Genomic DNA, 26948 nt, shown 5'->3' with positions numbered 1-26948 from the left:
CCGATCCTGAAATAGTCGGTGTGGTGTCGTTTGTATCGCCCACGGGATCAATTATTACTGTGGGTCCTGCGGTATCTATAACGCCTGTGGTTGAAGCTGAGGCTTCATTTCCTGCTGCATCAGTGGCTGTGGCCGTTATTGTAAACTCTCCCTCAGCTATAGGTGCTGTAGCTCCTACTTGCCATGATCCATCTTCTGCAACAACTGCCGTTAAGGTTTGCGAGTCACCATTAGAGTCTGTTACTAATACAGTGATCGAGCTACCAGGCTCAACATCCGTTGTGGTACCACTAAATACAGGGGTTGAATCGCTAGAGTCAGTAAAATCATTTACACTAATCGTTGGTGCGGTTAAATCTATAATGCCAGTTTGTGAGTCTTGCGCGCTATTACCAGCACTATCACTTACATTTGCCACCACGCTAAACTCACCCTCAGCTAATGCTTGTGGGACATCTATACTCCATGTGCCATCACCATTTATAGCAGTGACAAATTGCTGCTCAGCGCCAGCATTATCAGTCACAATCACAGTAACCACACTACCCGCTGCTAAACCTTGAGTAGACCCGCTTATAGTAGGCGTTGTATCATTTGTATCACCAATATTATCTATAGTTACGGTAGGTGCGGTTAAATCTATGGTGCCAGTAACCGTTGCTGTACTACTATTACCAGCTTCGTCACTGACACTTGCAGTAACTGTAAAGTCACCTTCGCTAAGTTCATTAAGTATATCGGCGCTATAACTTCCATCGGCATTAGTAACTGCTGTAATAGTTTGTTGATTACCGTCACTATCGGTTATTAATAAAATGACCTCAGTACCTTGAGGTACATCTACAACGCTGCCTGAAACACTCGGTGTTGTATCGTTGGTATCTGTAATTGGGTTAATAGTAATCGCAGGATCGGTTAAATCAATTTCGCCTACTTCAGTAGCAGAGGCAGTATTGCCAGCAGCATCGGTTACTGTTGCAACCACCGTAAATTGACCCTCTACCAACTCATCCGTTGCTTCAATCGACCACGAACCATCGGCATTTGTGGTTACTTGCACAGTTTCTGTTGCGCCATCACTGCCTGTAAAGGTAACTGTAACCACCGCTCCTGCGTCAACATCTTGCGTAGTACCGCTAATTGTTGGAGTGGTATCATTTGTATCAATAATAAAGTTAATACTTACGGTCAAATCTACATTACCGACCGTACTTGCTTGCGCCTCATTGCCCGCATCGTCTATAACAGCTGCAACGACAGTAAAATCCCCTTCAGGCAGAGGCTGTGTAACTTGAGCGCTCCAAGAACCATCTTCTTGAGTGACCGCTAAAAGATTAAAAGTACTGCCATCACTTGCGGTAATAGTTAGGGTTATAGTGGTACCAGCAGGCACATTAGCGGTATTACCACTTAAAAATGGCGTGGTATCGTTGGTATCGGCAATAGAGTCAATTTGAATAGAAATAGGGGCAAATGTAACTTCACCACTTGTTTGCGCGGATGCTTCATTACCCGCCGGGTCACTCACTGTCGCGGTAACACTAAAATCTCCGCCAGGAATAGCGTTGGGCGATTCAACACTCCACGTGCCATCAGCCTCAAGCGTGGTTGTTAAGGTTTGTACATTACCGTCGCTATCGGTTACTAAAACCGTAATTACCGAGCCCTCTGGTGCTCCTTCAACACGTCCTACAAAAGTAGGCGTTGTGTCATTAGTGTCTGCAATGGCCGTAACCGTTATCTCAGGGCTAGTTAAATCAACTAACCCTTGCTCTACTGCTTGTGACTCATTACCTGCAGTGTCGGTCACGGTTGCATTAACTTCAAACTCACCTTGTGCTAAAGGTGTAGAAACACTGACAGACCAGCTGCCATCATCATTTGTTTGCGTTAACAGCGTTTGAACTTGTCCATTAATGTCAGTAATAACCACAGTAATTACCGAGCCTGCTGGCACATCCTGCGCAGAACCTGTAATAACAGGGGTTGTATCTTGCGTATCGGCAATCGCATTAATTTCTACAATTGGTGCCGTTAGGTCAATAATTCCAGCATCACTTGCAAGTGCTTGGTTGCCTACGCTATCACTCACCTGCGCATCAACAGTAAAATCACCCTCTGGTAGTGCCACACCCACATCAACAGCCCAGCTACCATCTTCACCGGTAATAGCTGTTAAAAGCTGCACTTCGCCTGCACTGTCGGTTACTGTGATTGTTACTTCAGTACCTTGTGGCACACCGGTTGTAGTACCCGTTAATGGCGGCGTAGCATTATTAGTCTCACCTGCTACTGTAACTGTAATTTCTGGAGCGGTTAAATCAATACTCGCAACTGCTTGGTCAATTGCTTGGTTACCAGCGGCATCAGCTGCTACTGCGTTAACATTAAACTCCCCTTCTGCCAAAGGCGATGTAGTGGTAATACTCCAATTACCTTGTGCATCAACTTGTGTCACTATCGTTTGTTGTGTGCCTGTGCTATCGGTAAGTGTTACAGAGACGTTGTCGCCAGTATTCAAGCCCGCTACCGACCCCGTAACCGTTACTGTTTGAGATGCAGAGTCTGCAACAGGGTCAATATTAATTACCGGCGCTGTGGTGTCTATCTCAATAGAAATAGCATCGTTAAACGCATTACCATCCGGGTCGGTGGCTTCAACAACTACGCTCACGGGTCCATCGGCTATCGGGTTAGGCAATGTAATTTCAAACGTGCCATCTGGGTTAATAACCGCGCTTACTACTTGAGAGTTACCATTTTCATCTGTCACAGTAATATTTACTGTTTCACCCACTAAGTTTTCACTTGTACCACTAATTGTTGGCTGAGATGAATTAGTTAAACCTACCTCATTTAATGATAGTGACGCAGTGCCATCATCAGGAACTACCCCATCAGAGGTGTCGCGAATATTTAGTGCTTCTGTAGAATCAGGATCAAAGCTTGAATCAAATGCAACGCTATTAGGGTTAACCCCCTCTGCAATACGTGTAAGCTGAACAAACGAGCTTCCTCCGCCAGAGCCCGCGCCACCAGCACCACCTGCGGCTGTTGCTTCTAAATTATCTAAAATATCACCATCGCCCTCTAAGGCATCTAAAAAGTCAGTAACATCAGAATTAGCCGCCGTTTGGCCATCGTTATTATCATTTTGTTCTAAGCTTGCAATGGCCGCGTCTAAGCTTTCGTCAAACACTGTGGTTTCGCTGCTATCGCGGGTTTCTTGTGCTAGTAAATCAGGGGTAATTTTTACGTTTTGATTAGCAGGAATCGACAGAGTTTCTCCTTGCACATCAATTGTTAGCGATGAATTATCAGCGGTAACCACTAAATCGCCCACAGTAATAGTATCGCCTATTTCAAGTGGCTTAATTGTGCCATCTTCTAAAACAACACCAGCAGACCCTTTTAAGTCTATTACTAATAATTGATTAGATTCCATTTCACTTACCTCAAACATAAGAATTAAAAACTATTAATTAAAATGTAGAACAGCAAAACGCATTAGATACTGTACTCAAGTACAGTTTTTAGAAAAACATTAAAAATAAAAAAGTGGTAGATAATAAATTTTATGCTAGCCAAAACGATTATTTGCGAAATATGTATTTATTGACTAAACCATAGGGTAGGTATTGATAGCCTAAGTAACCCCTAAGAGGAAGAAATGATTACAAAAAATACTTTACTAAAGCAAAGAGGAAAACTGCTTATAGGCATAACGCTAAGTGCGCTGGGCGCAACGCATGTGGCAAACGCCAATGACAGCTCAGTGCTACCGCTTACGTACGTTACCAGTAAAGCAATTGAAAATAATCCAGAAGTACAGCAAGCATGGCATACTTTTAAATCCTCAATTTATGGCGTAGATGCAGCTCGCTCAGGCTACTTACCTAGTGTTGATGTATCTGCCAGCGCAGGCTATGAGCGCCGAAATTACGGTATTGAAGACGAATACAACCGCAACACGGCAGAGCTTAGTGTTACTCAAATGCTTTACGACGGGTTTAGAACGTCTAACACCGTTGAAAGATTTGAGCGCATTCAGCTCATTCGGTATTTTGAATTACTCTCACAAACAGAGCAAACAGCATTAGATGCATCTATTGCATTTTTAGATGTGCAAAAATTTAAAGAGCTTGTGACACTCGCTGAAGAAAACCTGCAAGAACACGAGTCTGTATACCAACAAATTGAACAAAGTGTAGGAGCCGGTGTTGCCCGAGCAGCAGATCTAGAGCAAATTAGCGGGCGCTTATCGCTAGCGCAATCTAATGTGCTAACCGAGTACGCTAACCTGCACGATGTAACAGCGCGTTATTTAAGAGTTGTTGGCGAGCTACCCGTTAATGATATAAAACAAGCTAAATTAGATGAGCAAAACATACCCATTTCTATTAACCAAGCGCTTGATATAGCCTATAAAAACAGCCCTACTTTTTACGCATCTCTATATAATATAGAAGCGCAAGAAGCCAATGCTCAGGCACAAAAAGCAGCGTTTCATCCAAACGTAGACTTATCTGCCCGTTACGGCACACAAGACAGAGACGAGCTAGGTTTAAACGAAACCAGAACCGAAGCACGGGTCGGTATAGACATAACCTATAACCTGTACAACGGGGGCCTAGATAGCGCTAACCTTAAGCAAGCATACCAAGATGTAAATATTGCCAAATATCAACGCGATCAAGCTTGTGTTGATATTCGTCAAAGCCTACAAATTGCCTATCATAATGTGAGCAATATAGAGCAAAAGCTACCCACGCTTGAAAGCTATAAAAACTCGTCAAACAGGGTAAAAATAGCCTACCGAGACCAATTTGATATTGGCCAACGCACCTTGCTTGATGTTCTTGACGCTGAAAACGAAGCGTTTCAATCTAACCGTTCGTACATTGTTGCTCAATACGATAGACAAACAGCCATTTTAACTATGCTTAACGAAATGGGTAAACTATTGCCAGCCCTAAATGTTATGTCTGACAAGTACCCAACATTAACAGAGTTAACAGATGATCCAATAGTGCATAACGCACAAAATATATGCCCAAGTTACGATGTAGCTGCCACCTTTAAACGCAAAGCTTTTTTACAAAAAAAAGCCGAGCAAGATAACGCCTACATGAGCGTTACTGCAATGCCAAGGTATTTAGAGATGCCACCACAAGCCCCTAGCGCATCGAGTTTTGCAGATGACGATAACGACGGCGTTCCTAACGAGCAAGACACTTGTCCAAGCACGCCAGCGGGAACAAATGTAGACCTATCTGGGTGTACTTTGTATGACCAAGCAACCGACTCAGTTGAAATAGGTATTCCCTTTTCTGCCGACTCAAGCCAAGTGCGCCCAGAGTACTTGCAAGAGGTAGAGAAGCTCGCGGAGTTTTTAAAAAATAACCCTGACAAAAAGGTAGAGATCCAAGGTCACGCCTCATTAGATGGCGATAAAAAATATAACCGTAAACTTTCAGAGCAACGCGCCTTTGCCGTAGCACAATTACTTATTGAGCAATTTGGTATAGCGCCTAATCGCGTTCAGTCATTTGGTTATGGCATTGATCAGCCACGCGTTAATGAAATTTCTGTACGTGCTAATGCGGCAAACCGGCGCATTGAGGCGGTTATTACCGATAATTAAGAGGTGTTTAAAACAAATAAATTTATAAGGTTTTTCATAACATTGGATGGTATATGGAATTAAATGATGTACTTGATCATGGCGGCGCACTGGTAGATTGCCTTGCAGTATTGTGCCGCTTTCATGATAAAGATTTTTCGAGGGAGGCCCTATTGAATGGCCTCCCACTAACAGATGGAAATTTAACGCCTTCAGGGTTTGCACGTGCGGCAAAACGTGTGGGGTTTAAGTCAAAAGTTGTAAATAAGCCTCTTAATCAAATTAATACTGCTTTATTACCCGCCATAATTATTTTAAACAATAATCAGGCGTGTGTAGTAACCGCTGTTGATAACCAAAAACAAACAGCGCAAGTTGTTTATCCCGAGCTAACCGAGTCTGTTGTAGAAGAAAACCTTGAACAGTTAATTGAAAAATCAACAGGTTTAATTATTTACGCTCATCCAGAGTTTATGTTTGATGAGCGCTCCCCGGTGCTTGAAAAGCTCTCTAAAGATGGCTGGTTTTGGGGCGTAATAAAAGAATGCCGCTCACTTTATAAAGACGTCATAATCTCCGCCATTGCGTTGGGCGTTTTGTCTGTTGCCATGCCTTTATTTGTAATGAATGTATATGACCGAGTAGTTCCTAATCATGCAACAGAAACCCTCTGGGTTTTAGCCATAGGCATTTTAATAGCCCTAACCGCCGACTTTGTACTACGCTTAGTGCGCAGTTACTTTGTAGAGCTTGCGGCGAGTCGTATAGATGTAAAAGTGTCTGCGGTTATTATGGAGCGCGTACTTGGAATGAAGCTTAAAAATAGACCCTCATCAGCGGGGTCATTTGCAAGTAACATACAATCGTTTGAAGCCGTACGTAACTTTTTTAGCTCAATAACCTTGGTCGCGCTGGTTGACTTACCCTTTGTGGCTATATATCTAATTGTTATTGCAATAATAGGTGTACCGCTAAGCCTACCCATTATCGCAGGCGCACTCATACTTTTAAGTTATGGCATCGCAGCGCACAGAAAACTTGAAGCGCTTTCAGAGCAAACCATGAAAGCAAGCTCAATGCGCAACTCCATACTTGTAGAAAGCTTAACCAACATTGAAGATATAAAAAGCTTTCACAGCGAATGCAAAACCCAATCAACATGGGAAAAATCAACAATTTATATTGCTCAGGTTAATGCGCAAAGTCGCTTAATCTCAAGCTCAATTTCTAATAGCGCAGCATGGATACAACAATGTGTTGGCGTGATCATTATGATCATAGGTGTACATTTAGTTATAGAAGGTGAGCTCACACAAGGGGGGTTAATTGCTGCTTACTTACTTTCATCGCGAGCAATGGGGCCGCTTGGGCAATGCGCCGCTGTTCTTGCGCAATATCATCATGCCGCCATTGCTATGCAATCGCTTAACGAAATAATGGAAAAAGACGTTGAACGTCCGCCAAATAAACACTGGTTAAGCCATCCCGTATTAAACGGAGAAATAGAGTTTGAAAACGTATGCTTTAAGTATGAAGACGGTGCAGCCAATGCCCTAAGCAATATTAGCTTTAAAATAAAAGCAGGCGAAAAAGTCGCTATTTTGGGTCGTAATGGCTCAGGGAAAAGCACCCTCGAAAAACTTATTCTAGGCCTTTACGACCCGACCTCAGGCTCCGTAATGGTTGATAACAACAATATCCAACAAATTGACCCCGCAGAACTTCGTCATAACATAGGGTATGTGCCACAAAATATAGCGTTGTTTTTTGGTAGCTTAAAAGACAACCTCACTATAAGCGCATGGCATGCTAAAGATGAGCAAATAATTAGCGCATGCGAAAAAAGCCAGTTATTCGATTTAATCAATTCTCACCCCGATGGGTTTGACCTGCAGGTTGGTGAACAGGGTCGCCTACTCTCTGGCGGCCAAAAGCAAGCAATAGGTATAGCGCGCGCACTAATAAACGACCCCCCTATTATGCTGCTAGATGAGCCTACCTCATCGCTTGATCACAATAGTGAAAATAAAATTATTCAAAACTTAAAAACCGCCACCCAAGATAAAACCTTGATTGTAGTTACTCACCGCTCGTCTTTGCTTGCGCTGGTCGATCGTATCATTATGCTCGATAACGGAAAAATAGTTGCCGATGGACCTAAACAAAAAGTCATTGCCGCACTGAACAACCAAACAGTGGAGCAAGCATCATGAATAATAAAAAGCCACTGGAGCAGCGCTCTTTTGAATCGGTTAGCAAAGCGATAGAAGCACGTAAAAAAGGTAAGCCTTCAATCTTTAATCGCTTATTTAAAGGCTGGCTCTCACCTCCTGAATCGCAAGATTGGGTGGTCGATGCCCAATGGGAAAAAATGCAGCAAGAGCCTGCCAGCGCACGCTTTTTGTTATACCTTATTTGCATTGCATTCATTTTGCTTACTGTTTGGGCAGGCTTTGCGCCACTCGATGAAGTAGCCCGTGGTGAAGGACGCGTTATCCCATCAAATAAATTACAGTTAGTGCAATCTTACGATGGCGGTATGGTAGAAAAAATAAATATTCGAGAAGGGCAAATTGTTGAAGAAGGTGACGTATTAATAAAAATTGACCCTACTCGATTTATTTCAAGCTTTAGAGAAAACCAATCTAAAGTGCAATCACTCACTGCAAAAGTAGCTAGATTACAAGCCCTTACCAGAAAAGAAGAACTCGTTTTTCCTGATGAGCTTGTTAAGCAAGTACCCGAGGCGGTCGCTCATGAGCGCTCAATATATTTAAGTAATCGCCAAGAATTAGAGCAGCAAGTGGCAATTCATAAACGCCAGTTAGAGCAACGCAGGCAAGATCACATTGAAGCAAAAGCTGCTTTGCAACAGCATACAAGCGCTTTGAAGCTAAGTAATCGCGAGCTGCAAGTAACACGCCCACTGTTAAGAACAGGTGCTGTCTCTGACATAGACATAATAAGGTTAGAGCGAGAAATAGTCGATTTAAACGGCGAAATAAACCGTACAAAAGCCGTTATTAACCGCAGCTTATCAGCTATCAACGAAGCTAAAAACAAAGTAACAGAAGTCGAACTTGCAATGATCAACCGCTGGAACAACGAGCTTTCGGAGGCATTGCTGCGTTTAGAGTCAATAAAAGAAACCGAATCAGGGCTTGCCGATAAAGTAGCCCAAACTGAGATCAAATCACCTGTTAAAGGCACTGTACAACGTTTATTAGTTAATACCGTAGGGGGCATTTTACAACCCGGCAGTGACGTTTTAGAAATAGTTCCTTTAGACGATCAACTTATTGTTGAGGCCAAAATACCGCCTAAAGATATTGCCTTTTTACGCCCAGGGCAGCCCGCCATGATTAAGTTTAGCGCCTACGACTTTGCAGTTTATGGCGGACTAGAAGCAGAGGTACTGCATATAAGTGCAGATACAATCACCGACGATAGAGAAAATACTTTTTATTTAGTGCAATTAAAAACCACTAAAAATAACTTTTCTGAAGAGTTGACTATAATTCCAGGGATGACCACACAAGTGGATATTATTACTGGTAAAAAAACCGTCTTAGAATATTTACTTAAACCCGTACTGAGAGCTACATCGCAAGCAATGACAGAACGCTAAAGTGAATTTATTGGAGTAAATTAATGCGTCAAAGTATATTTATTACACAACCAAACCTTGAATCGAGCCACTGGCAAAGTGCGTTTGCAGGTTGTGTAATATGCACCAAAGAACCAAAGCAAATCAATGCATCGAGTATTATATGGGTTCTGGCGGGCACTTCGGGATGGCTTGAACTGGTAAAAAAATATGCCCATAAACGCTTGCCGGTTATTGTGATGACCACAAACCTAGAAATAGAGGAGCTCAGAGCAGCCCTGCAAGCAGGCGCAAGAGGCTATGTAGAAGCACTTGCATCTAAAGTAATACTACAACAAGTACTTGAAACTATTTGCTCAGGCGGCTTGTGGTTACCTGGGCAGCTACTATCTAATATTGTTGGGGCACTAAGCCAGCAGCAAATAAATTACACCCAAGCGTGCGATATTCAAAGCTTAACTAAACGGGAGCGCCAAGTTGTAGATATAGTTATAACAGGGGCAACCAATAAACAAGCCGCTGAGTCACTTAATATTACAGAGCGAACAATTAAAGAGCACATGAGCTCAATTTTCACTAAGTTGAAAGTGCGTGACCGTATACAACTTATGCTAGCAGTTAAAGGTAGCTAGCTTAAGGTAGAATAATAAAACCTTTGCCAGTTATAGTTAAACTCAGTAAACAAAGGCTCATAGGCTAAATACTGAATTGCATTTACCTATTCGCCGCCATTGTTAAACCGCTCACTTTTATTAAAGAGTCGCTTTACGACTCTTTAATTACTCCATCAAAGCCAAGATTAACCAGTGTATCTATATCGTCTTGGCTCGTTACGCCCTGCGCGACCACTTTAATACCAATAGAATGCGCTAATGTGCAAACACCGCGTAAGAAAGTTTGATTGTCTTGGCTGTAGCTAATGTTATGTGCATAGATGCTGTCTATTTTTAGCATTTCTAAGCCAAATTCTTGAATGTTCTTAATTTTAGTAAATTCAGGTCCCACACGTTTTAGTGCCACTTTAGCGCCCATACAACGCACCTGCTCACAAAATTCTCTAAATATATCTTTTTCGTTTACGACAATGTTTTCGCGTATATCAAAACATATATTTTTTGCCAATTCAGGAAAGGCAGACACATAAGTTAATACCGAAGCAAGCGCAGTATCATCCATTAATGTTTGCGCCGAAAGCTCTACAGCAATTAACTCATTTGGTGGCGCTTCACCGTACTGTTTAACAATTTGCTTAATTAAACTCCAATCCAAACGCGCTAATAGGTTTAAGCGATTAGCCCATTGATAGTAGTAGCTAGATTTATAATGTTGACCGCCAAACTCTAAACTTAAACTAAGCTGGTGCTGTAACAAGACGTCGTTAAAACCCATAACCTCTAAACAATTTAATTGTATAGTTTTTTGCTCAAGTGCATCCTCAATAGCCTTTTTCCAGCCAGCAGAGTCATCAAAAATTTCACTCTTTTGTTTATTATCAATTACTTTAGCTTGCACTCCAGGTTTTTTATCTGCTGTTTTTAATAAACCATCTACACGGCGTAATAAATCAAAGCGGGTGTCATTTTTCTCTATGTAGGTACAACTGTGTACAATGGCCAAATCAATATTTTTGTATTCGTCAACAATCGATTTATGAAGTAAGGTAATTTGCTCGCTAAGCGCCTGTATATCGTCAGTATCGCTAAACAAAACGGTAAAGTCGGTATGTGATATACGCGCAATATAGTTTTCTGAAAAGTGCGCCTGATTCGACTCCAAAAACTGCGTTAACACCTGAGAAAAACGGCGTAAAAAGTTAACCATTTCTACACGACTAACCGATTCACTTATTTTATCTAAATTAACCACCCTAAATAAAAACAAAGCACCATGAGCATGATCTTTCACTTTTTGTAAATGAGCCTCTAATGTGGCACTAAAATATTCCCGATTGGCAAGCCCTGTTAGCTCATCGTGCTGGGCTTTAAAACGCAACTCCTCTAAGCGTTTATTATCTTCTTTTATAATGCGGCTAAACCGTGTCGATAACAAATTCATCGACTGCACAAGGCGTGCAAACTCAAAGGTGTTTGGCACTTTTGATTTAATAAAGCGCTTATCGCCAAAGGCGTTAGCTTGGTAAACCACATCATCAAGTGGCGTTAAAATTTTACGTAATAAATACGCACTTATGGCACAGGCAAAAAAGGCGACCACTAAAAAGCTAAAAAACAATTTGAGAGCACTTTCCCACAATGCTTGCTCGGCATATTGGCTGTGGCTTTCAACAAATAAGGTGCCAAATTGCTGCCAACCGTTATTAACCTGCCCTACGCCTGGTTGTACATTAAGTGCATATACCGCTCTAAACCAAGCTGGTGCGGTATTTTCTAACGTGTCGGTAAATACGCGTTTTACAATCACTTCACCATTCGGGTCTTGCAGTTCTATGCGTTTATAGTGGCCAGTATCAAATGTGGCCGACACTAAAAGCTCAAGCTCTACAGGGTCTTTTTCAAGCTGACTAATCATTAAAGCTAGAGAGCTGGCATTATCAACATTTTTTAAATACAGCTGCGTAGAAAAATAGTTTCTAGCAGAGTTAGTACTTATTAACACGCTACTTATAAAGCCAACAAAAATCACCACCAGCAAGGTGATCCACAACTCTTGCCTAAGAGTAATTTTTCTTTTTTTGAAAAACTTAAATAAGGAAAATGATGCCATTACCACATAACCCCTTCTTGTGATGTCTGCTCCAAAATTTTACGCCAACGCGATAGCCTTGCTGTCGGGCTAGCTACACTTTTGGTCGAGTTATTTGCCCATAAACCTTGGCTGTTAAAACTAAATACCGGGCTTAAATCAACGCGTTTTGCTGCAGGTAACACTTTTGTTATTAAACTATCTAAAATAAGCGGCTGAGCATTAGGCGTAGCAAAGTAGCCTAATACCATGTGTGCTTGTGTTTTGTTTGTTCCAGCAAGCTTAGCTTTTACGTATATCAGCCTAAGCTTGTCGTCGCTTACGCCTAAGGCGCGTAAGCTAATGTATTTAGCAATAGCATAATCTTCACAATCACCTAAACCACGGCCTAGGGTTTCTAATGGCGTTGCCCAATAGTCGTTTTGCTTCCAAAGCTGTATATCGGTTTGGTAACGAAGGTTGCGTGCAAAAAAGTCGTTCACAATAAGTATTTGTTGTTGTTCTGGTTTATTTTGCGTTTGTACCAACATTCTTTGCCAATTTCGGGCAACAGTTACACGCGCAGGGCCATACTTTTGCCCCATTAATTCTATAAAGGTATTAAATTGAATGGTTAAACGGCTCGCAAACACACCGCTTGAAAGTAAAAAAAATAGCAGTAAATAGCGCAAATTGCTTTTGCACCAAAAAAATAGCTTATTAGAGGAAAGAGTAGGCCTAAGTGTCATTCACAGCCCAAAAAAAGAAAAATTAAAAACATATCCTAAATGCTACACTACTTGTTCAAATATTATTCGTAACAACAGCATAGCACTCAATATAGCCGGGTGAGATATTTTTCAGTGTTTTTTTAGTCACCCTAGCAACTTAGTAGTAGGTCACCTTTTTAACTTCACGTGGTTTAATTTCGCCTATGTATAAGTCGTGAACGCGCTTCATGTTTAGCTCAAGCTCGGTCACGTATACATCGTCAACAGAGTACGTTTTAATAATTTGTGCCCCTTTAATTATGCCCTGCACCTTACTTTCCATATAATCGTTTTGAGCAATTGCACCCGCTACAGACGTGCCCGCTGTAATTTTTTGCCCATAAACCTGCTCAGTCAGCTCGCGGTATGCCTCAAGCTTAGAAGCTTTAATTGCCATTAATTGCTTTTGCGATTTATTAGCCCCTTGCTGCAAGCTAATAGGCGCATAACCAACCGCTTTAAGTGTGGGATAATTATTTGGTTCTACATATTTATATTCAACATGTTTATCAAACACGTTGCTGCAACCGGCAAGGCCAAGGCTTGCTAAAGTAAGTAATATAATTGCACGCATTTATTTGCACCTTTTAAACTAATTGCGTAAACAAATGCAGGTTTAATGCCATTAATTACTTACAAGTTAACTTAGAGTATTAATATTGGTGCACTCCTTGCTTAGCTAAAGCGTAATTAACTAATTTATGTGGAGTACCAGTATGAGCACGTTTTTATCGTCACTATTTGCAGGTGTAACTAGCGCTGCTTTATTAACGTTTTCTGCCAGTACTTTCGCACAATGGTTTGAATCTACGGGCCATGCACAAATACAAAATGGCGACATTAGCAGCGCTAAATCGGCTGCCATTAAAGATGCAATAACCCAAGCGCTAGTGTTTTCTGGCGCACGGGTTAGTTCTGTACAAACCTTGGTAGACGGCGTACTAACACAAGATCAGCTTAAAATTAGCAGCCATGGCGAAATTCAAAAAATAGAGCTGGTGAGCGAGCAACGCCAAAACGATCAATTTGCCATTACCCTTAGGCTAGATGTATTTGCCCAAACAGAGCAATGTCCACAAAGTAACTTTAATAAATTTGTTGCTGTAACCCAAAGCCAACTTGTTCATCGTGAGCACGCCTTAATGGGTCAAATATTTGACGTAAATAAAGCCATTAGTAAAAAGTTATTTAGCGCTTTGCAAAGCACAAAAATGAGCGCCCTCCCTGTTGCTTACTACAATAAAGCAATTAATGTAGACAATTACTTTAATCAGCAGCACGACTACTCAAATGCACAGCTAGAAGAGCTTTCAGCCAGAAGCAACGCGCAATATGTTTTATTAAGTCAAATAACCAATTTAGCACCAAGCGATAAACTCAATAACGACTACGCCTTTTGGCAAGACGAAACCTACCAGCGCAGCTACACTATTGAGTTTATGCTGTTTGATGGCACCACGTACGAGCAATTATGGCAAAACAGCTATCATACCCAAGCTGTATGGCCATTTGAAAAAACAGCCATAGTTGATGTAAATAGTGATAGGTTTTGGCAATCGCCTTTTGGGCAAAGTATTAGCGATATCAATCAAACGGCCAGTTACGATATACAGGCAGCCATGGCGTGTTTTCCTACTAAGGGAAAAATAATGCACATGGAAAACAATAAATTAGTGATAAACCTAGGCAAAGATCATGGCCTTAAAAAAGGCCAACTATTAAGCATTGCGCACCATAACTACTTAACCGATGCACAAGGCAATACCATGCCGCATACCATTACCACGCTTAACACCATTATGGTTGAGCAGCTTTATAAACAAAGTGCCATTGCTGTAAGCCTTAACGATAAACCACTACCTGGGGTACAAATAAACGACGTGGTAGAAATTGTAAGCCAAGACGGTAAATAGGGCGTGTTAACCTTTGGTGATTGAATTTGCAGCCGTGTGTTTGGTTTTTAGGCAAGGCAGAGCCTATGAAGTGTGGTTATTCCCCATAAATAGGCGATAACGTAGCATAAAGACCAAACATGCGCTGCCCAACGGGTTCTTTTTAGGGACGATTAACTCCTTGTTGTTCGCTTTTTACTTAGCCCACTAGGTTACAAACCTCACGCCGCGATTTAATCGCCCCTAGATTGAACAAATTTCAATCCACAAAGGTCAACACGCCCTGAGCGCTCGCTTTAAATTTGGGTGCTCTGCTAACCATTGCGCTAATTGCTCTACGCCCGCTAAATGTGGGTAGTGTTTTCTACAAGCAAATACCACATTACGTTGCTGATTAGGAAAAATAGGTAAATAATCAATCCCTACACGCGGTGTACATGCAAGCTTGGGCACAAAGGTAACCCCATCATTTATAGCCACCAGCGCCAATAAAGTTTCTAAACTATTGCCCTGATATTGGTTTGACACATCCACCCCCGCAGCAAAACAAAACTTTTGGGCTTGATCTTTAAAGCAATGACCATCACTTAACATTAATAGGCTACAACTTTGCAGGTCGCTCAGCGCTACTTTTTTACGGTTAGATAACGAATTATCGGTTGAAACAGCCACCACAAAATCTTCTTTATATACATTAACCGTATAGTAATTTTTAAGTTCGGGTACATCGGCCAAAATTGCAAAGTCAAGTTCGCCATTATCAAGCGCGTCTAAAATAGTTGCGGTTTGCATTTCTATAAACGAAAAGTGACTATCGCTAAACGCTGCTTTCATAGAGGTTAGTAAAGCGCTGAGTAAATACGGCGCAATAGTCGGAATAATACCAATTCTTAGCTTACCTTGTAGCGGCCCGTTTGAAGTCGCCGCCAGCTCTTTTAAAATTTCTGCTTGCTCTAAAATAACATTTATTTGTGTCAACAAACGTTCACCTTGCGCTGTTAATGTAACTTGCTTAGTTGAGCGGTCAAACACAACAACACCAAGTTCTTGCTCAAGCTTTTTTACTTGCCCACTTAATGTAGGCTGGCTAACAAAACAAGCTTCTGCTGCTTTGCGAAAATGCTTGTGGTGCGCAATTGCTTTTACATACTCTAAATCTTTTAAGTTCAAATTCATCTCCACCTGATAGGCTATACCTATTAGTTTAATACAAACAAACGATTGGAACTATATTTAAATTCTCGCCATAATGGCTCCAACAAATCAAGAGGAACAAACTATGTTAAAGAATATTGAAGGTCAAACAATCCCAAGCGTTACATTTGCAACACGTCAAAACGACGAATGGAAATCAGTAACCACAGACGAAATTTTTAAAGGCAGAACCGTTGTTGTGTTTTCACTACCGGGTGCATTTACGCCAACCTGTTCATCAACCCACTTGCCACGCTACAACGAGCTAGCTGGCGTTCTTAAACAAAATGGCGTTGACGAAATTGTATGTGTATCAGTAAACGATACATTTGTAATGAACGCATGGGCTGAGCATCAAGAGGCGCAAAACATCACATTATTACCCGATGGCAACGGCGAATTTACTGACGGCATGGGCATGTTAGTAGATAAAAACGATTTAGGTTTTGGTAAGCGTAGCTGGAGATACTCAATGCTAGTTAAAGATGGCGTTATCGACAAAATGTTCATCGAGCCAGACTTACCAGGCGACCCATTTGAAGTATCTGATGCAGACACAATGCTTGACTACATCAATCCAAAACAAGCTAAGCCAGAACCTGTAACTGTATTTACCAAGCCTGGTTGCCCATTCTGTAAAAAAGCAAAAGAGCTACTAACAGAAAAAGGCTACGCATTTGAAGAAGTTGTTATGGGTGCAGGTGCCACATTAACCAGCCTTAAAGCAATTACTGGCCGTGACACTGTTCCACAAATATTTATTGGTGGTAAACACATTGGCGGCTCAGATGATTTAGAAAAATACTTTGCTTAAGTAAGTTATAAATAGCAGGGGCGTGTACGCCCCTCTATATCAATCTCATCGCTTAGATTGAAAATAATAAAGGAAACCACTATGAAAGAATTGCAAACCGATGTTGTTGTTATAGGTGCAGGTACTGCAGGCTTAAGCGCATACCGTAACGCTAAACAATTTACTCCTAACGTATTAATGATTGAATCAGGCCCGTACGGTACTACCTGTGCACGCGTTGGTTGTATGCCAAGTAAATTACTTATTGCCGCAGCCGAAGCCGCGCATTCAATTGAAATGGCACCTGCATTTGGTGTACATAGCTCAAAGCCAAGAATAGACGGCAAAGCAGTTATGGCACGCGTTAAAAGCGAACGAGACCGCTTTGCAGGATTTGTAGTAGAGGCCGTAGATGAATTACCAAATGAAGATAAAATTCGTGGTTACGCTAAATTTTTAGACGCTAACCGCGTGCAAATTGATGACCACACAATTATTACTGCTAAACGCTTTGTAATTGCCACCGGTTCACGCCCTTCATACCCTGGCGTATTTAATAACTTTGGCGACAAGCTAATTATTAACGATGATGTATTTGACTGGGACGACCTACCAGAATCAGTGGCCGTATTTGGCCCAGGCGTAATAGGCCTAGAAATTGGCCAAGCACTTAGCCGACTAGGCGTAAACGTAAAACTATTTGGTGTAGGCGGCGCAATTGGCCCACTTACAGATCCAGTAGTAAAAGATTATGCAAATACAGTTTTTGCTGAAGAATTTTTTGTAGATACCGACTCAAACGTATCTGACATGATGCAAATTGGCGATAAAGCCCAGCTTACTTACACCGATAAAAACGGTGCTAAACACACCGAGCAATTTGACTACGTACTTGCAGCCACAGGCCGAGTGCCTAACGTAGACAAACTAGGGTTAGAAAATACCGGCATTGAGCTTGATGAACGCGGCGTGCCACATGCCGACCCACATACAATGCAATGTGGTGATTCAAATATATTTATAGCGGGCGATGCCAGCAATATGATCCCACTATTGCACGAAGCATCTGATCAAGGCACTATTGCCGGCCAAAATGCCGGGCGCTTCCCCGATGTACGCATTGGCCTTCGCCGCGCTAAAATTGCCGCCGTATTTAGTGACCCGCAAATAGCAATGGTTGGCGAAAGTTATTCGCAAATTACAGAGCGCCTAGGTGAATGTGGTTGCTTTGAAGTAGGTGAAGTAAGCTTTGAAAACCAAGGCCGCAGCCGAGTAATGCTTAAAAATAAAGGCCACATGCGCGTTTACGCAGAGCAAGGCACAGGCTTATTTTTAGGTGCAGAATTTATTGGCCCACAAGCCGAGCATATAGCCCACTTACTTGCATGGGCTGTGCAGAACAAAATGACCGTACCAGAAATGCTGGATATGCCATTTTACCACCCAGTAATTGAAGAAGGTTTACGCACCGCACTGCGTGACTTAAACGCCAAACTAAAATTTGGCCCAGATATTATTAACAGCTGTATGGAATGTGGACCCGGCGCCTAACTTTTATACAACGATAAAACAAATACATACTTGCTAACAAAAAGCCAAAACATCTGTTTTGGCTTTTTTATGTGCTTTTTTTACGCCAATACTAATTATGTTAAAAAATAGGTTATATCAATTCGCTTAATTAAATGATCTATTTTGAGGATGGATAAGCGTGTTGACAACTAATAAAATCACGCTACTTACTTGTTTTAATTAAGAAAATAACAACACCGCCAGCGCTTTATTTAGCACACTAAAATAACTAAATTTTTAATTAGATTGCTATAACCTCTCAAAAGTTATTTTAGCTGTTACACTTATTTGAGAACTCAATCACAACAAAATGGAAAAGCTATGCCCAATAATAAATTTAGACTAGTCACCCGCAGCGATTTTGACGGCTTGGTATGTGCCGTACTGTTAAAAGACTTAGACCTAATTGACGACATTTTATTTGTACATCCAAAAGACATGCAAGATGGCAAAATAGACATAACTGCAAACGACATCACCACTAACCTCCCCTACGTTGCAGGTTGCCATATTGCATTTGACCATCACTTAAGCGAAACCGTACGTAACGCAAGCGATATTAAAAACCATGTAATTGACCCTAAAGCTCCGTCTGCTGCACGCGTTGTTTATGATTATTATGGCGGCGCAGAAAAATTTCCAAACATCAGCACAGACATGATGGACGCGGTAGATAAAGGCGATGCAGCGCAGTTCTCAAAAGACGAAATACTCAACCCAACCGATTGGGTATTAATGAACTTTATCATGGATGCACGCACAGGCCTCGGCCGCTTCCGCGAGTTTAAAATTTCAAACTACCAACTAATGATGAAACTAATCGATGCTTGTAAAGATCAAAGCATTGCAGAGATTTTACAAATGGAAGACGTAGCCGAACGCGTTGCGCTGTATAACGAGCATAACGAAAAGGCCAAAGAGCAAATAACACAATGTGCAACGGTTCATAAAAACTTAGTGGTGTTAGATTTAACCCAAGAAGAAACCATTTACGCCACCAACCGCTTTGTTATTTACGCCATGTACCCCGACTGCAATATATCAATTCACAAAATGTGGGGCCTTAAAAAACAAAACGTAGTGTTTGCCATAGGTAAATCAATCACCAACCGCAGCTCAAACACCAATGTGGGCGAGTTATGCCTTAAATACGGCGGTGGCGGCCACTTAAACGCCGGCACCTGCCAAGTAGAAACCAGCAAAGCCGAAGCAGTGCTTGGTGAGCTGATAGATAAGATTACCAGTGATGGTTAAGCTGTAAGCTGTAAGCTGTAAGCTATCAGCTATCAGCTATCAGCTATCAGCTATCAAGATTGTAAAGCGAGTTGATTTATATTTACTCGCTTTTCTTATTTTTAGTTATAAACACTCAAGCGCAATTTAGAAAACAAGCCAATATTCACAATGCTATTACGATGGTGAACTGATACTCAAAGTAAAAGGCTTGTGGTTCACTGGTAAAGCTATAATTACAAGGCATTACTCATGGAAGGTAGAAAAAGCATAACCTAAAGCTGAAACAAGTTAGCTAAAGCTCCCTACTATCTAAAAAAGAGCTAAAGCTATCACTTTTAAATAACGCTGTAGTTAAACACAACATTTCAAATAGCTAAAGCTACCTATTGAGCTTTAGCTCATATCAAACACCAGCACAAAACCAAAATAACCTTTAATTAACTATTTGCCAGAATGGCAAGAAAGATCTTACTTGGAGTTCTGTAAATAACTGTACTTAACCTTAATTTTATCCACTACATCTATGATTTAGTTGCTAACTAAAATTATATACAGCACACTATTTAAAATGAAGGCACTTTAAAATGATATGGATCTCATTGAAACATGCTTAAACAAACATTCGATAACACCGCAATTAAAAAAGTACTCACATCCAAAGATGTATTCCGCTGGAATTTTCTAGATAATTTTGAAGATATTGAAGATTCTATCGATGAACTCGCTGAAGCTATTAAATCTAAAAATTACATAATATCTCCATTAAGATGCGAACCTAAAAGAGGAAAACCTACATATCAAGCAGCAGATATTGAAGATGCTATATCCATTAAAATACTCGACAGATACATCAGACGAATTTATAAGGTTAGGCAATCAGATAGAAATAGGATTATAAGTCAGGTATCTACATTGCTAAAAGATTCAGGTGATTATGCTGTAATGAGGCTTGATATAGAAAAATGTTATGAATCCATGAATTTTGAGAAAGCCGTCAAAAAATTAGACGATGATATGATACTTGCCCCAACCTCAATGAAATTACTTCATTCAATCCTAAAGCACAGCAAAGAAACCGACATTAAAGGTTTACCTCGAGGCTTAGCCATTTCTCCAACATTAGCAGAACTCTATTTAGAACCAATAGACAAGTTTATCAAGCAGTTTGATGGTGTGATTTACTATACTCGTTACGTAGATGACTTGTTCATTTTAGTTGATAAACATACCCAGAACACTTTATTGGAAGCGTTAAAAAACGAGCTAAATAAGATCAATTTGGTTTTAAATGAGAGCAGTCATAAACAATATATTGGTTTATCTCAAAGTGCAAAATTTAATTATCTTGGATACCAATTTACCGTTACCCCCACAAGGAACAGAGCAAATAAGGTTGAGCTAACCATTTCCTTAGATAAGATAAATAAATTAAAACAAAAAATAGCAAAAAGCCTTAATGAATATAAAAAGACATCAAACCTAAGATTATTACAACAAAGACTTAACTATCTAGCTGTAATTAAAGTGATTAAAAAAAGTAAGAACGGTACTTTACTGAGTGGTATTGCACATAATTATAGGTTTGTATCTGATAACTATCACTGTTTAAAAATGCTAGATGGTTTTTTAATAAAAATGATCAACAACCCTATATATGGGCTTACTCCTGCTAATATTACTTCTCTATCAAAAATATCATTCTACGGCTCTGTTACAAATAAAAAACAGGGAAAGTTCACAAGAAGAAAAGCTTTTTTAATAAATCAGGTTTGGAAAAATGTCTAATTTAATTAATGTGGATACTCAAGATAAATTACGGACATTATTGACTGATGTTTTGCCTTATGAGCTCCCTCTTTGGTATACAAACTATGCCATGTATAACGCCTTAAAGAAGCGCTGTAGCCTATACGAAACGGTATCTGGATTAGGCAATAATTTTGCAGGAAGTAAAAATAACTTTATACCTTTGAATTACTCAATCTCTAGGGGAGGTGTTAAATTTCGTGAGCTATCAATTATGCATCCAGCTGCACAATTAAGAGTTTGTGATTTCTACGATAGCTTTTCAGAGCTCATAGAATATTATTGTAATAAATCAACTAAGTCCCTTAGGTTTCCAGCAAAAAAAACAACTAAATTCTATGGTAAGGTTTTTGGAGCAGAAAGTGGATACGCTGGAGTTGAGGGGGTCGCAGAAGATAGGGTTACATCTAGCTCATATTTTAAATTTAAACGTTATTCTTTCCTATACAAATTTTTTGAATCATATGATTATCATAAATTAGAAAAACGATTTAGCTACATGATGCAAACTGATATTGCTAAGTGCTTCCCGAGCATATACACACACTCAATTGGTTGGGCAACAAAAAGTAAAAGATTAGCTAAAGATAAACCTTATGGTAGTTTTGATGGGGAATTCGATTCTTTAATGCAAGATATAAACTATAGGGAAACGAATGGAATAATTATCGGCCCTGAAGTGTCGCGTATCTTTGCAGAAATAATTCTGCAACAAATAGATTTGGATTTAATTAAAAGGTTAGATAAAGGTAGAAACGGTATTGAGAAACTAGTCGTTGGTCAAGATTACGATTTCAGAAGATACGTTGATGATTATTTCATATTTTATAGAGATGAAAGTGTACGTGATACGGTTTTTTCAGCCTTAGAAAAGTGCTTAATTGAATACAAATTATATCTCAATGATTCAAAAACATCTTATGTAAAGCGCCCCTTTGCAACTGAAATTTCCCTGTCAAAAAATGCGTTACGAACCACAATAAATGAACTTTATAAGAGTAGATATAAAGAAGATAAAACAATCGCATCATTACAGCACCCTGACTGGAAGGCAAATAAAACAATATCTTCGATTAAAATGTCACTTGCTGAATATGATGTTCAATATAACTCTATCTCTAACTACTTATTTAGCTCCATAGAAAAGAAAATGAAACTTTTTTTAAATAGAACTTCGCAACTTGACTCTATTGACATTGAGCATGTTAATTGGCTCCTAGTCGATCTTGACGTTCTATTTTTTATACATGCAATGGATATAAGAATAAGAACAACAGACAGATTAGCAAGAATGATTAATATCTTACTGTCACTAATTGCTAGTTGGTCTGAAAACTTCAAAGATTTAATCAATAAGAAAATATTCGATATGGTGTCACAAGCTATTAGTATAATTACTAGCTCCTCAAAAGGTATTGTAGGTTTAGAAACTCTTAACCTACTTGTGATACTTACTATGCTACCAAGCGCCTTTCATCTCACCCAAAGTAAATTAAAGCAGTATTATACTCATATTAGAAAGTCATCCGATACTCAAGATTTTTATTTTAGTTGGGTAACTTTCATGTTGTACATAAGAGATGAAATTGAATACAATGAATTTAGATTAGAATTAATCAAAGACGCTGAAGCTTTTATCTCTAATCATGCAGATAACTTTAAATCGACTGAGTTTTTTTTAATGTTTTTTGATTTCTCTTCTTGCCCTTTCATAGATAAACAGAAAAGAAAGGTAATAGTAGAAAAGATAAAAGCCAAAACTGGTAATACTTTTAACGATAATAAAATTAACGAAGTATTAAAGTATGATTTTGTTGTTAGCTGGAAAGACACTAAGTACTTACAAAACATTTTAAGTAAGAGAGAATTTGTTTTTTCTTACGACTAGTTCGACTACCCGTTTCGATATTGTTACTGTTTAGCTGCGTTTTTATAAGCATGTTAAATAAGGGCATGTTAATGCCACACACACGAAATGAAGCGGGTAGCCCCCCCAAAAAAAATTAAATTCCCATTTCTAATTCAAACCAAAGCTTTTGTTTGGTGGAATATAATTTATATTTACTAGAGCAACAAGCACGTTGCTACACATGTGCTACACATGTGCTACACAGAAATAGAAAAACACAGAAATAGAAAAACACAGAAGTCAACTTATAACCCATTGTTTTATTGGTAGCCCCTGCAGGAATCGAACCTGCAACTGCCCCTTAGGAGGGGGCCGTTATATCCATTTAACTAAGAGGCCGCATCGAGCTTACAGCTTACAGCTTACAGCTTACAGCTTACAGCTTACAGCTTACAGCTTACAAAAATTATAACGGCATCTTGTTTTTCATATCAAGCTAAAATTAACTTAATTGCTTGATAAATATATATCTTCTTTGTTTAGCACGTAAAGCGGTATGAGTTTACGGCTGCTTGCTACAATATGTTTGCTGTGAACATTTATAACGCGGGTGTTTACTGCTACGCCATTTGGGCGGTAAATTAACGTACCTGCTAATACGTAGTTAGCCATGCTGCTTTCGCTTAGCTTTTCTATATCGCGAGATAACACAAAGTCGCCTCTGTTTGATACATCAATGCTGTCCATGGTTTTAAAATCTACCACGCCGTAGCCAAATTTTTGCAACTGATGAATAAACGTCTCTGCTAATTGATTACCCAACTGATTACTTTTATTGAGCGATGCGTCTAAATCTACAATGGTGGTAACCGCTATGTTGATGCTGTTATTATCGGGCGCTTCGGCTTCAAGCGTATCAACTAAATCAAGTGCCATTTGCTCGACATAGTTTGCCAGTGTTTTGTGGTGTTTAAGCGGTGTAAACTGCCTTGCTGTGTCGTACTCACTTTGTTGCTGCACAGATTGGTTGGCATACACTGGCGTGGGTTGGCTGTTTTGCGTTACCACGGTGTAATCTGAGCGTGTGTTAATGTTTTCGTTGTGCTCATTATTTTGCGTTATTGAACAGCCAGCTAATGCTAACGTTGCAGTTAGCCCCGCTATAGCAGATAGTTTGTAAAACATGGTCAACCTCACTCGCTGGCTTGTTTAAGCATAATTCCGTCGGTGCGATAACTACTGTTTAGCGCATCAACCACTGATTGCGGGATAAACCCTTGCGCGCTGCCCACTACCGCTTTACTTTTAATGCCCACTATACGTGCATTTACCAGTACACCACCTTGGTGGCTCACAAGTGTTCCTGCTAATACGTAATTAAAGTTTTGATCTTGGTTTAGCTCTAGGTAGTCGCGGCTAAATACAAAGTCGCCTGCGGGGGTTACTCGCATATAATCGGTGGTTTTAAAATCGATAACCGGCACACCAAAACTATGTAGTTCGTGCATAAAGCTTTCGGCTATTTGGTTACCTAATAGGCTTCCATCGCTGTAATCATCATCTAAAAACACAAAGCTAGAAACGGCAAGTGGCGTTTTGTCGTTTACGTATTGCAGGTTTTCGACCATGTCTTGCATTATGCCGCGCACATAATGGTTTATATTTTTGCGTTTTGCAGGGGCACTTTTGGTGTAGTTGCTTTGCTTGTTTAAATTAGACTGAAATAGCGCTTCACTAGGCGCAGGTGCTTTTACCACACGTTGCTCTGAAACAAGCTGGGCTGCATTGTCTTGCTCAACCTGCTCCGGCTCTGAATGTAGCGAATTTAACATTTGCGAACAGCCAAAGCCTAATGGCAAACATAGGGTAATTAATAGGTTTCTCATTGTGTGCTCCTGATTAATATTCGCTGCGGTACAAAGAGCCGTCGCGCTGCTGAATTTTTTCACTTCCCCACATTACATTTATAGGGATCTCTGTGCTGCCTGCCGACAGGACTTGCTTATTTTCAATATTAACGAGTCGTGCATTAACTATATAAGCATGCTGCTGGCGCGTTACAGTGCCGGTGATGACTAAGTCAATATTTTGGCGGTTGCGTAATTTACTTAAATCGCGGCTTAATATGCTGTCTGCGTTTTGCGCTAATATAAGGTTATTGCCAAGGCGGTACTCAACGGTATGATAGCCAAGCTGGGTAAATTGCGTTAATAAGCTTTCTTGAATTTGTAAACTCAAACCCGAAGCCTGCCCTGCTACTAGTTTTGTATCTAATGCATCTGCGTAATAAAAGCTGCTTACACCAATACGTGCATTGGCATTTAAAGCCCCATTTACATGATTAAGTTGTGAGGTTAAATTTGCTACATACTCGTTAACAGTATAAGGCGCCATGGCTGCTTTTGGTGCGTCAGTGGGCACACTCGGCTCAGGCGGTGGAACCAAATTACAAGCGGTTAAATTTAACAATACTAAAGGCAGTAAAAGGCGCATAGTTGCCGTCCTCTTTAAAACATATCGAGGATAAAGCAATTATTATGCCTAGTTAACTTTAAGGCGTTTTTATTAACTTTGAGGCGTTTTTACATAGTAAGTGACAAAGCAGTTATTAATTTTTATTAATGACTTACATGCATCTTCAGCTGCTTTTTTTGTTTTAAACGCACCCAACTTTAACCTATAAAATGTGTGCTGCTCGATGAGTACTTGCTCGGTATTTACTTCAAGCTTATTTGAGGCCGATTGAAATTGCTTTATAGCCGCTTCAAGTAGCGCTTTATTTTTATATGCCCCTACTTGAACTGAAAATAACGCATTCATATCAATTGATGACAAGTGGTTAGTTAGCAGGGTTTGCTCTTGTTCTGGCTGTGTATTAAGTTGTTTTAATTTATCGACAGTGCGCTGTAATTCACTTTCTAACTTTAACAGCCTTTCTAGTTGGGGCTGAGTTTGTTGCCACTGCTGGGCAGATTCTTTAAGTGCAGCTAAATCATCCTTTTTAATAAGCACCGCCTGCTTTTGGGGTGTTGCAAGTGCAAGAGCACTGTTTGCTAATGCAAAGCCTAAAAGTAATGTCGCTAAAAAATCCTTGTAGTGCAGCATAAGTATGTTGTTAATTTGGGTAAGAGTGGGCGCTATTTTAACAGTCAATCAATGCTTAGCAAGTCGGTCTCGAGCTATCAGCTTTAAAGTTTAATTGGCTTGTCGGTATAATTACTTACTATGCAGTCAAGCTTATACATTTTAAATACTTCACAGTCGGCTTTGGCATTTTTAAAGTTTTTATAAGAGCCAAGCTTTAAGCGGTAAAAGGTTTTGTTATTCACTTTTGCGGTTTCTACGTTGGTTAATATTTTATCTCTAAATAGTGGCGCTGCTTTGGTATTTAATTCTTGCCAGGCTTTTGTTACATCTTGCTTAGAGTCGACCGAGGCAACTTGCAATGCAAATACATGTTTTGGGGTATTAAGCTTTACCGTTTGCTTATTTTTAACGGCTTTATAGGTTTGCTGGGGGCGTGGTTTATTGCGTGTTGTACGCGAAGGCGTGCGAGTATAACGGCTGCTGTAACCTTGGTTAGCACTCGATTGAGCAATGGCCTTAGAGTTTATTATATCTATATGATTTACAAGATAAGTAATTTCTTTTTCAAGCTTTAAAATACGCTCTATACCGGCGCGCGCTTGCTGCCACTGCATGGCGGCGTCTTTTAATTGGGCAAGCTCTAGTGCAGTTATCGATACGTAATCGGGCGTAGTGTTAGGTATTTCATTATCAACAGCAGGTTGAGCAGTAGGCGTAATAGAGCACGCCGTGCCAAACGTAAGCGTAAAAAGGCATACAAAAAAGTGTTTATAGTATTTTTTTAATTTAAGCATGTACCCGTTATCCTGAAAGCAGTGCCTACGCACTTACATTTCA

Annotated in this window: 20 protein-coding genes and 1 tRNA gene; 10 read left to right on the top strand and 11 right to left on the bottom strand. The window is 40.1% G+C overall.

Translation table 11 applies throughout. The annotated features are described in order from the left end of the window. The coding region (locus tag WDB87_RS07325) for a retention module-containing protein (protein ID WP_337849469.1) at window positions 1–3445 on the bottom strand (3445 nt) is incomplete at its 3' end. A 225-nt stretch (window positions 3446–3670) separates the two neighbouring features. Between WDB87_RS07325 and WDB87_RS07320 the strand changes: the two genes are divergently transcribed. Genes WDB87_RS07320 through WDB87_RS07305 form a run of 4 tightly spaced genes read left to right on the top strand, consistent with a single transcriptional unit; the run spans window position 3671 to window position 9862 of the window. Next, window positions 3671–5644 (top strand): TolC family outer membrane protein, encoded by a 1974-nt coding sequence (locus WDB87_RS07320; RefSeq protein WP_337849468.1) that lies wholly within the window; start codon window positions 3671–3673, stop codon window positions 5642–5644. A gap of 53 nt (window positions 5645–5697) precedes the next feature. Beyond that, the gene (locus WDB87_RS07315) at window positions 5698–7836 is read left to right on the top strand and encodes a type I secretion system permease/ATPase (RefSeq protein ID WP_337849467.1); all 2139 of its coding nucleotides are present in this window, start codon (window positions 5698–5700) and stop codon (window positions 7834–7836) included. Beyond that, entirely contained in the window at window positions 7830–9251 is a 1422-nt protein-coding gene (locus WDB87_RS07310) for an HlyD family type I secretion periplasmic adaptor subunit (RefSeq protein ID WP_337849472.1), read from the top strand. Before WDB87_RS07315 ends, WDB87_RS07310 begins: the two co-directional genes overlap by 7 nt. A 23-nt stretch (window positions 9252–9274) precedes the next feature. Next, entirely contained in the window at window positions 9275–9862 is a 588-nt protein-coding gene (locus WDB87_RS07305; RefSeq protein WP_286244982.1) for a LuxR C-terminal-related transcriptional regulator, read from the top strand. A gap of 133 nt (window positions 9863–9995) precedes the next feature. Here WDB87_RS07305 and WDB87_RS07300 read toward each other — a convergent pair whose 3' ends face one another. From WDB87_RS07300 to WDB87_RS07290, 3 genes are all read right to left on the bottom strand, one after another. Continuing rightward, window positions 9996–11954 (bottom strand): bifunctional diguanylate cyclase/phosphodiesterase, encoded by a 1959-nt coding sequence (locus tag WDB87_RS07300; protein ID WP_286244983.1) that lies wholly within the window; start codon window positions 11952–11954, stop codon window positions 9996–9998. Further along, entirely contained in the window at window positions 11954–12661 is a 708-nt protein-coding gene (locus tag WDB87_RS07295; RefSeq protein ID WP_308447153.1) for a transglutaminase-like cysteine peptidase, read from the bottom strand. The genes WDB87_RS07300 and WDB87_RS07295 overlap by 1 nt, the downstream gene beginning before the upstream one ends. 139 nt (window positions 12662–12800) lie before the next feature. Further along, window positions 12801–13256 (bottom strand): LPP20 family lipoprotein, encoded by a 456-nt coding sequence (locus WDB87_RS07290; protein ID WP_286244985.1) that lies wholly within the window; start codon window positions 13254–13256, stop codon window positions 12801–12803. A 142-nt stretch (window positions 13257–13398) separates the two neighbouring features. Between WDB87_RS07290 and WDB87_RS07285 the strand changes: the two genes are divergently transcribed. Further along, complete coding sequence (locus WDB87_RS07285) at window positions 13399–14595, top strand: flagellar assembly protein FlgT (RefSeq protein WP_286244986.1); 1197 nt, start codon at window positions 13399–13401, stop codon at window positions 14593–14595. Between the two features lie 252 nt (window positions 14596–14847). On the opposite strand, the gene WDB87_RS07280 is transcribed toward WDB87_RS07285, so the two are convergent. Beyond that, complete coding sequence (locus WDB87_RS07280) at window positions 14848–15744, bottom strand: LysR substrate-binding domain-containing protein (protein WP_286247762.1); 897 nt, start codon at window positions 15742–15744, stop codon at window positions 14848–14850. Between the two features lie 109 nt (window positions 15745–15853). On the opposite strand from WDB87_RS07280, the gene WDB87_RS07275 reads away from it, so the two are divergent. From WDB87_RS07275 to drt3b, 5 genes are all read left to right on the top strand, one after another. Further along, window positions 15854–16582, top strand: a complete 729-nt coding sequence (locus WDB87_RS07275) for a glutathione peroxidase (RefSeq protein ID WP_286244988.1) — start codon at window positions 15854–15856, stop codon at window positions 16580–16582. An 81-nt stretch (window positions 16583–16663) separates the two neighbouring features. After that, a complete protein-coding gene (locus tag WDB87_RS07270; protein ID WP_337849466.1) occupies window positions 16664–18112 on the top strand; it encodes a dihydrolipoyl dehydrogenase in 1449 nt (482 codons plus the stop codon). Window positions 18113–18454: 342 nt separating this feature from the next. Continuing rightward, window positions 18455–19387 (top strand): exopolyphosphatase, encoded by a 933-nt coding sequence (locus tag WDB87_RS07265; RefSeq protein ID WP_337849465.1) that lies wholly within the window; start codon window positions 18455–18457, stop codon window positions 19385–19387. A 588-nt stretch (window positions 19388–19975) separates the two neighbouring features. Further along, window positions 19976–21154, top strand: a complete 1179-nt coding sequence (drt3a, locus tag WDB87_RS07260; protein WP_337849464.1) for an antiviral reverse transcriptase Drt3a — start codon at window positions 19976–19978, stop codon at window positions 21152–21154. Then, window positions 21147–23063, top strand: a complete 1917-nt coding sequence (drt3b, locus tag WDB87_RS07255; RefSeq protein WP_337849463.1) for an antiviral reverse transcriptase Drt3b — start codon at window positions 21147–21149, stop codon at window positions 23061–23063. Before drt3a ends, drt3b begins: the two co-directional genes overlap by 8 nt. 285 nt (window positions 23064–23348) lie before the next feature. Here drt3b and WDB87_RS07250 read toward each other — a convergent pair. The 6 genes from WDB87_RS07250 to WDB87_RS07225 all read right to left on the bottom strand — a co-directional run bounded on the left by WDB87_RS07250 (window position 23349) and on the right by WDB87_RS07225 (window position 26905). Continuing rightward, window positions 23349–23423, bottom strand: a tRNA-Arg gene (locus WDB87_RS07250). A 108-nt stretch (window positions 23424–23531) separates the two neighbouring features. Continuing rightward, the gene (locus WDB87_RS07245; protein ID WP_337849462.1) at window positions 23532–24209 is read right to left on the bottom strand and encodes a FlgO family outer membrane protein; all 678 of its coding nucleotides are present in this window, start codon (window positions 24207–24209) and stop codon (window positions 23532–23534) included. An 8-nt stretch (window positions 24210–24217) separates the two neighbouring features. Continuing rightward, window positions 24218–24910: a FlgO family outer membrane protein gene (locus WDB87_RS07240; protein ID WP_286244993.1), complete on the bottom strand. Its 693-nt coding sequence runs from the start codon at window positions 24908–24910 to the stop codon at window positions 24218–24220. 13 nt (window positions 24911–24923) lie between these two features. Further along, window positions 24924–25517, bottom strand: a complete 594-nt coding sequence (locus WDB87_RS07235; RefSeq protein WP_286244994.1) for a FlgO family outer membrane protein — start codon at window positions 25515–25517, stop codon at window positions 24924–24926. 72 nt (window positions 25518–25589) lie between these two features. Continuing rightward, window positions 25590–26129 carry an SPOR domain-containing protein gene (locus WDB87_RS07230; protein WP_337849461.1) on the bottom strand — a complete coding sequence of 180 codons (540 nt, stop codon included), beginning with the start codon at window positions 26127–26129 and terminating at the stop codon, window positions 25590–25592. 83 nt (window positions 26130–26212) lie between these two features. Then, entirely contained in the window at window positions 26213–26905 is a 693-nt protein-coding gene (locus WDB87_RS07225) for an SPOR domain-containing protein (protein ID WP_286244996.1), read from the bottom strand. Window positions 26906–26948 lie beyond the last annotated feature (43 nt).

This window comes from Pseudoalteromonas sp. C12FD-1 (assembly GCF_037414265.1).
Lineage (GTDB): Bacteria > Pseudomonadota > Gammaproteobacteria > Enterobacterales > Alteromonadaceae > Pseudoalteromonas.
The sequence above is the reverse complement of the archived record's forward strand: the minus strand, read 5'-3'. Positions and strand labels throughout refer to the sequence as shown.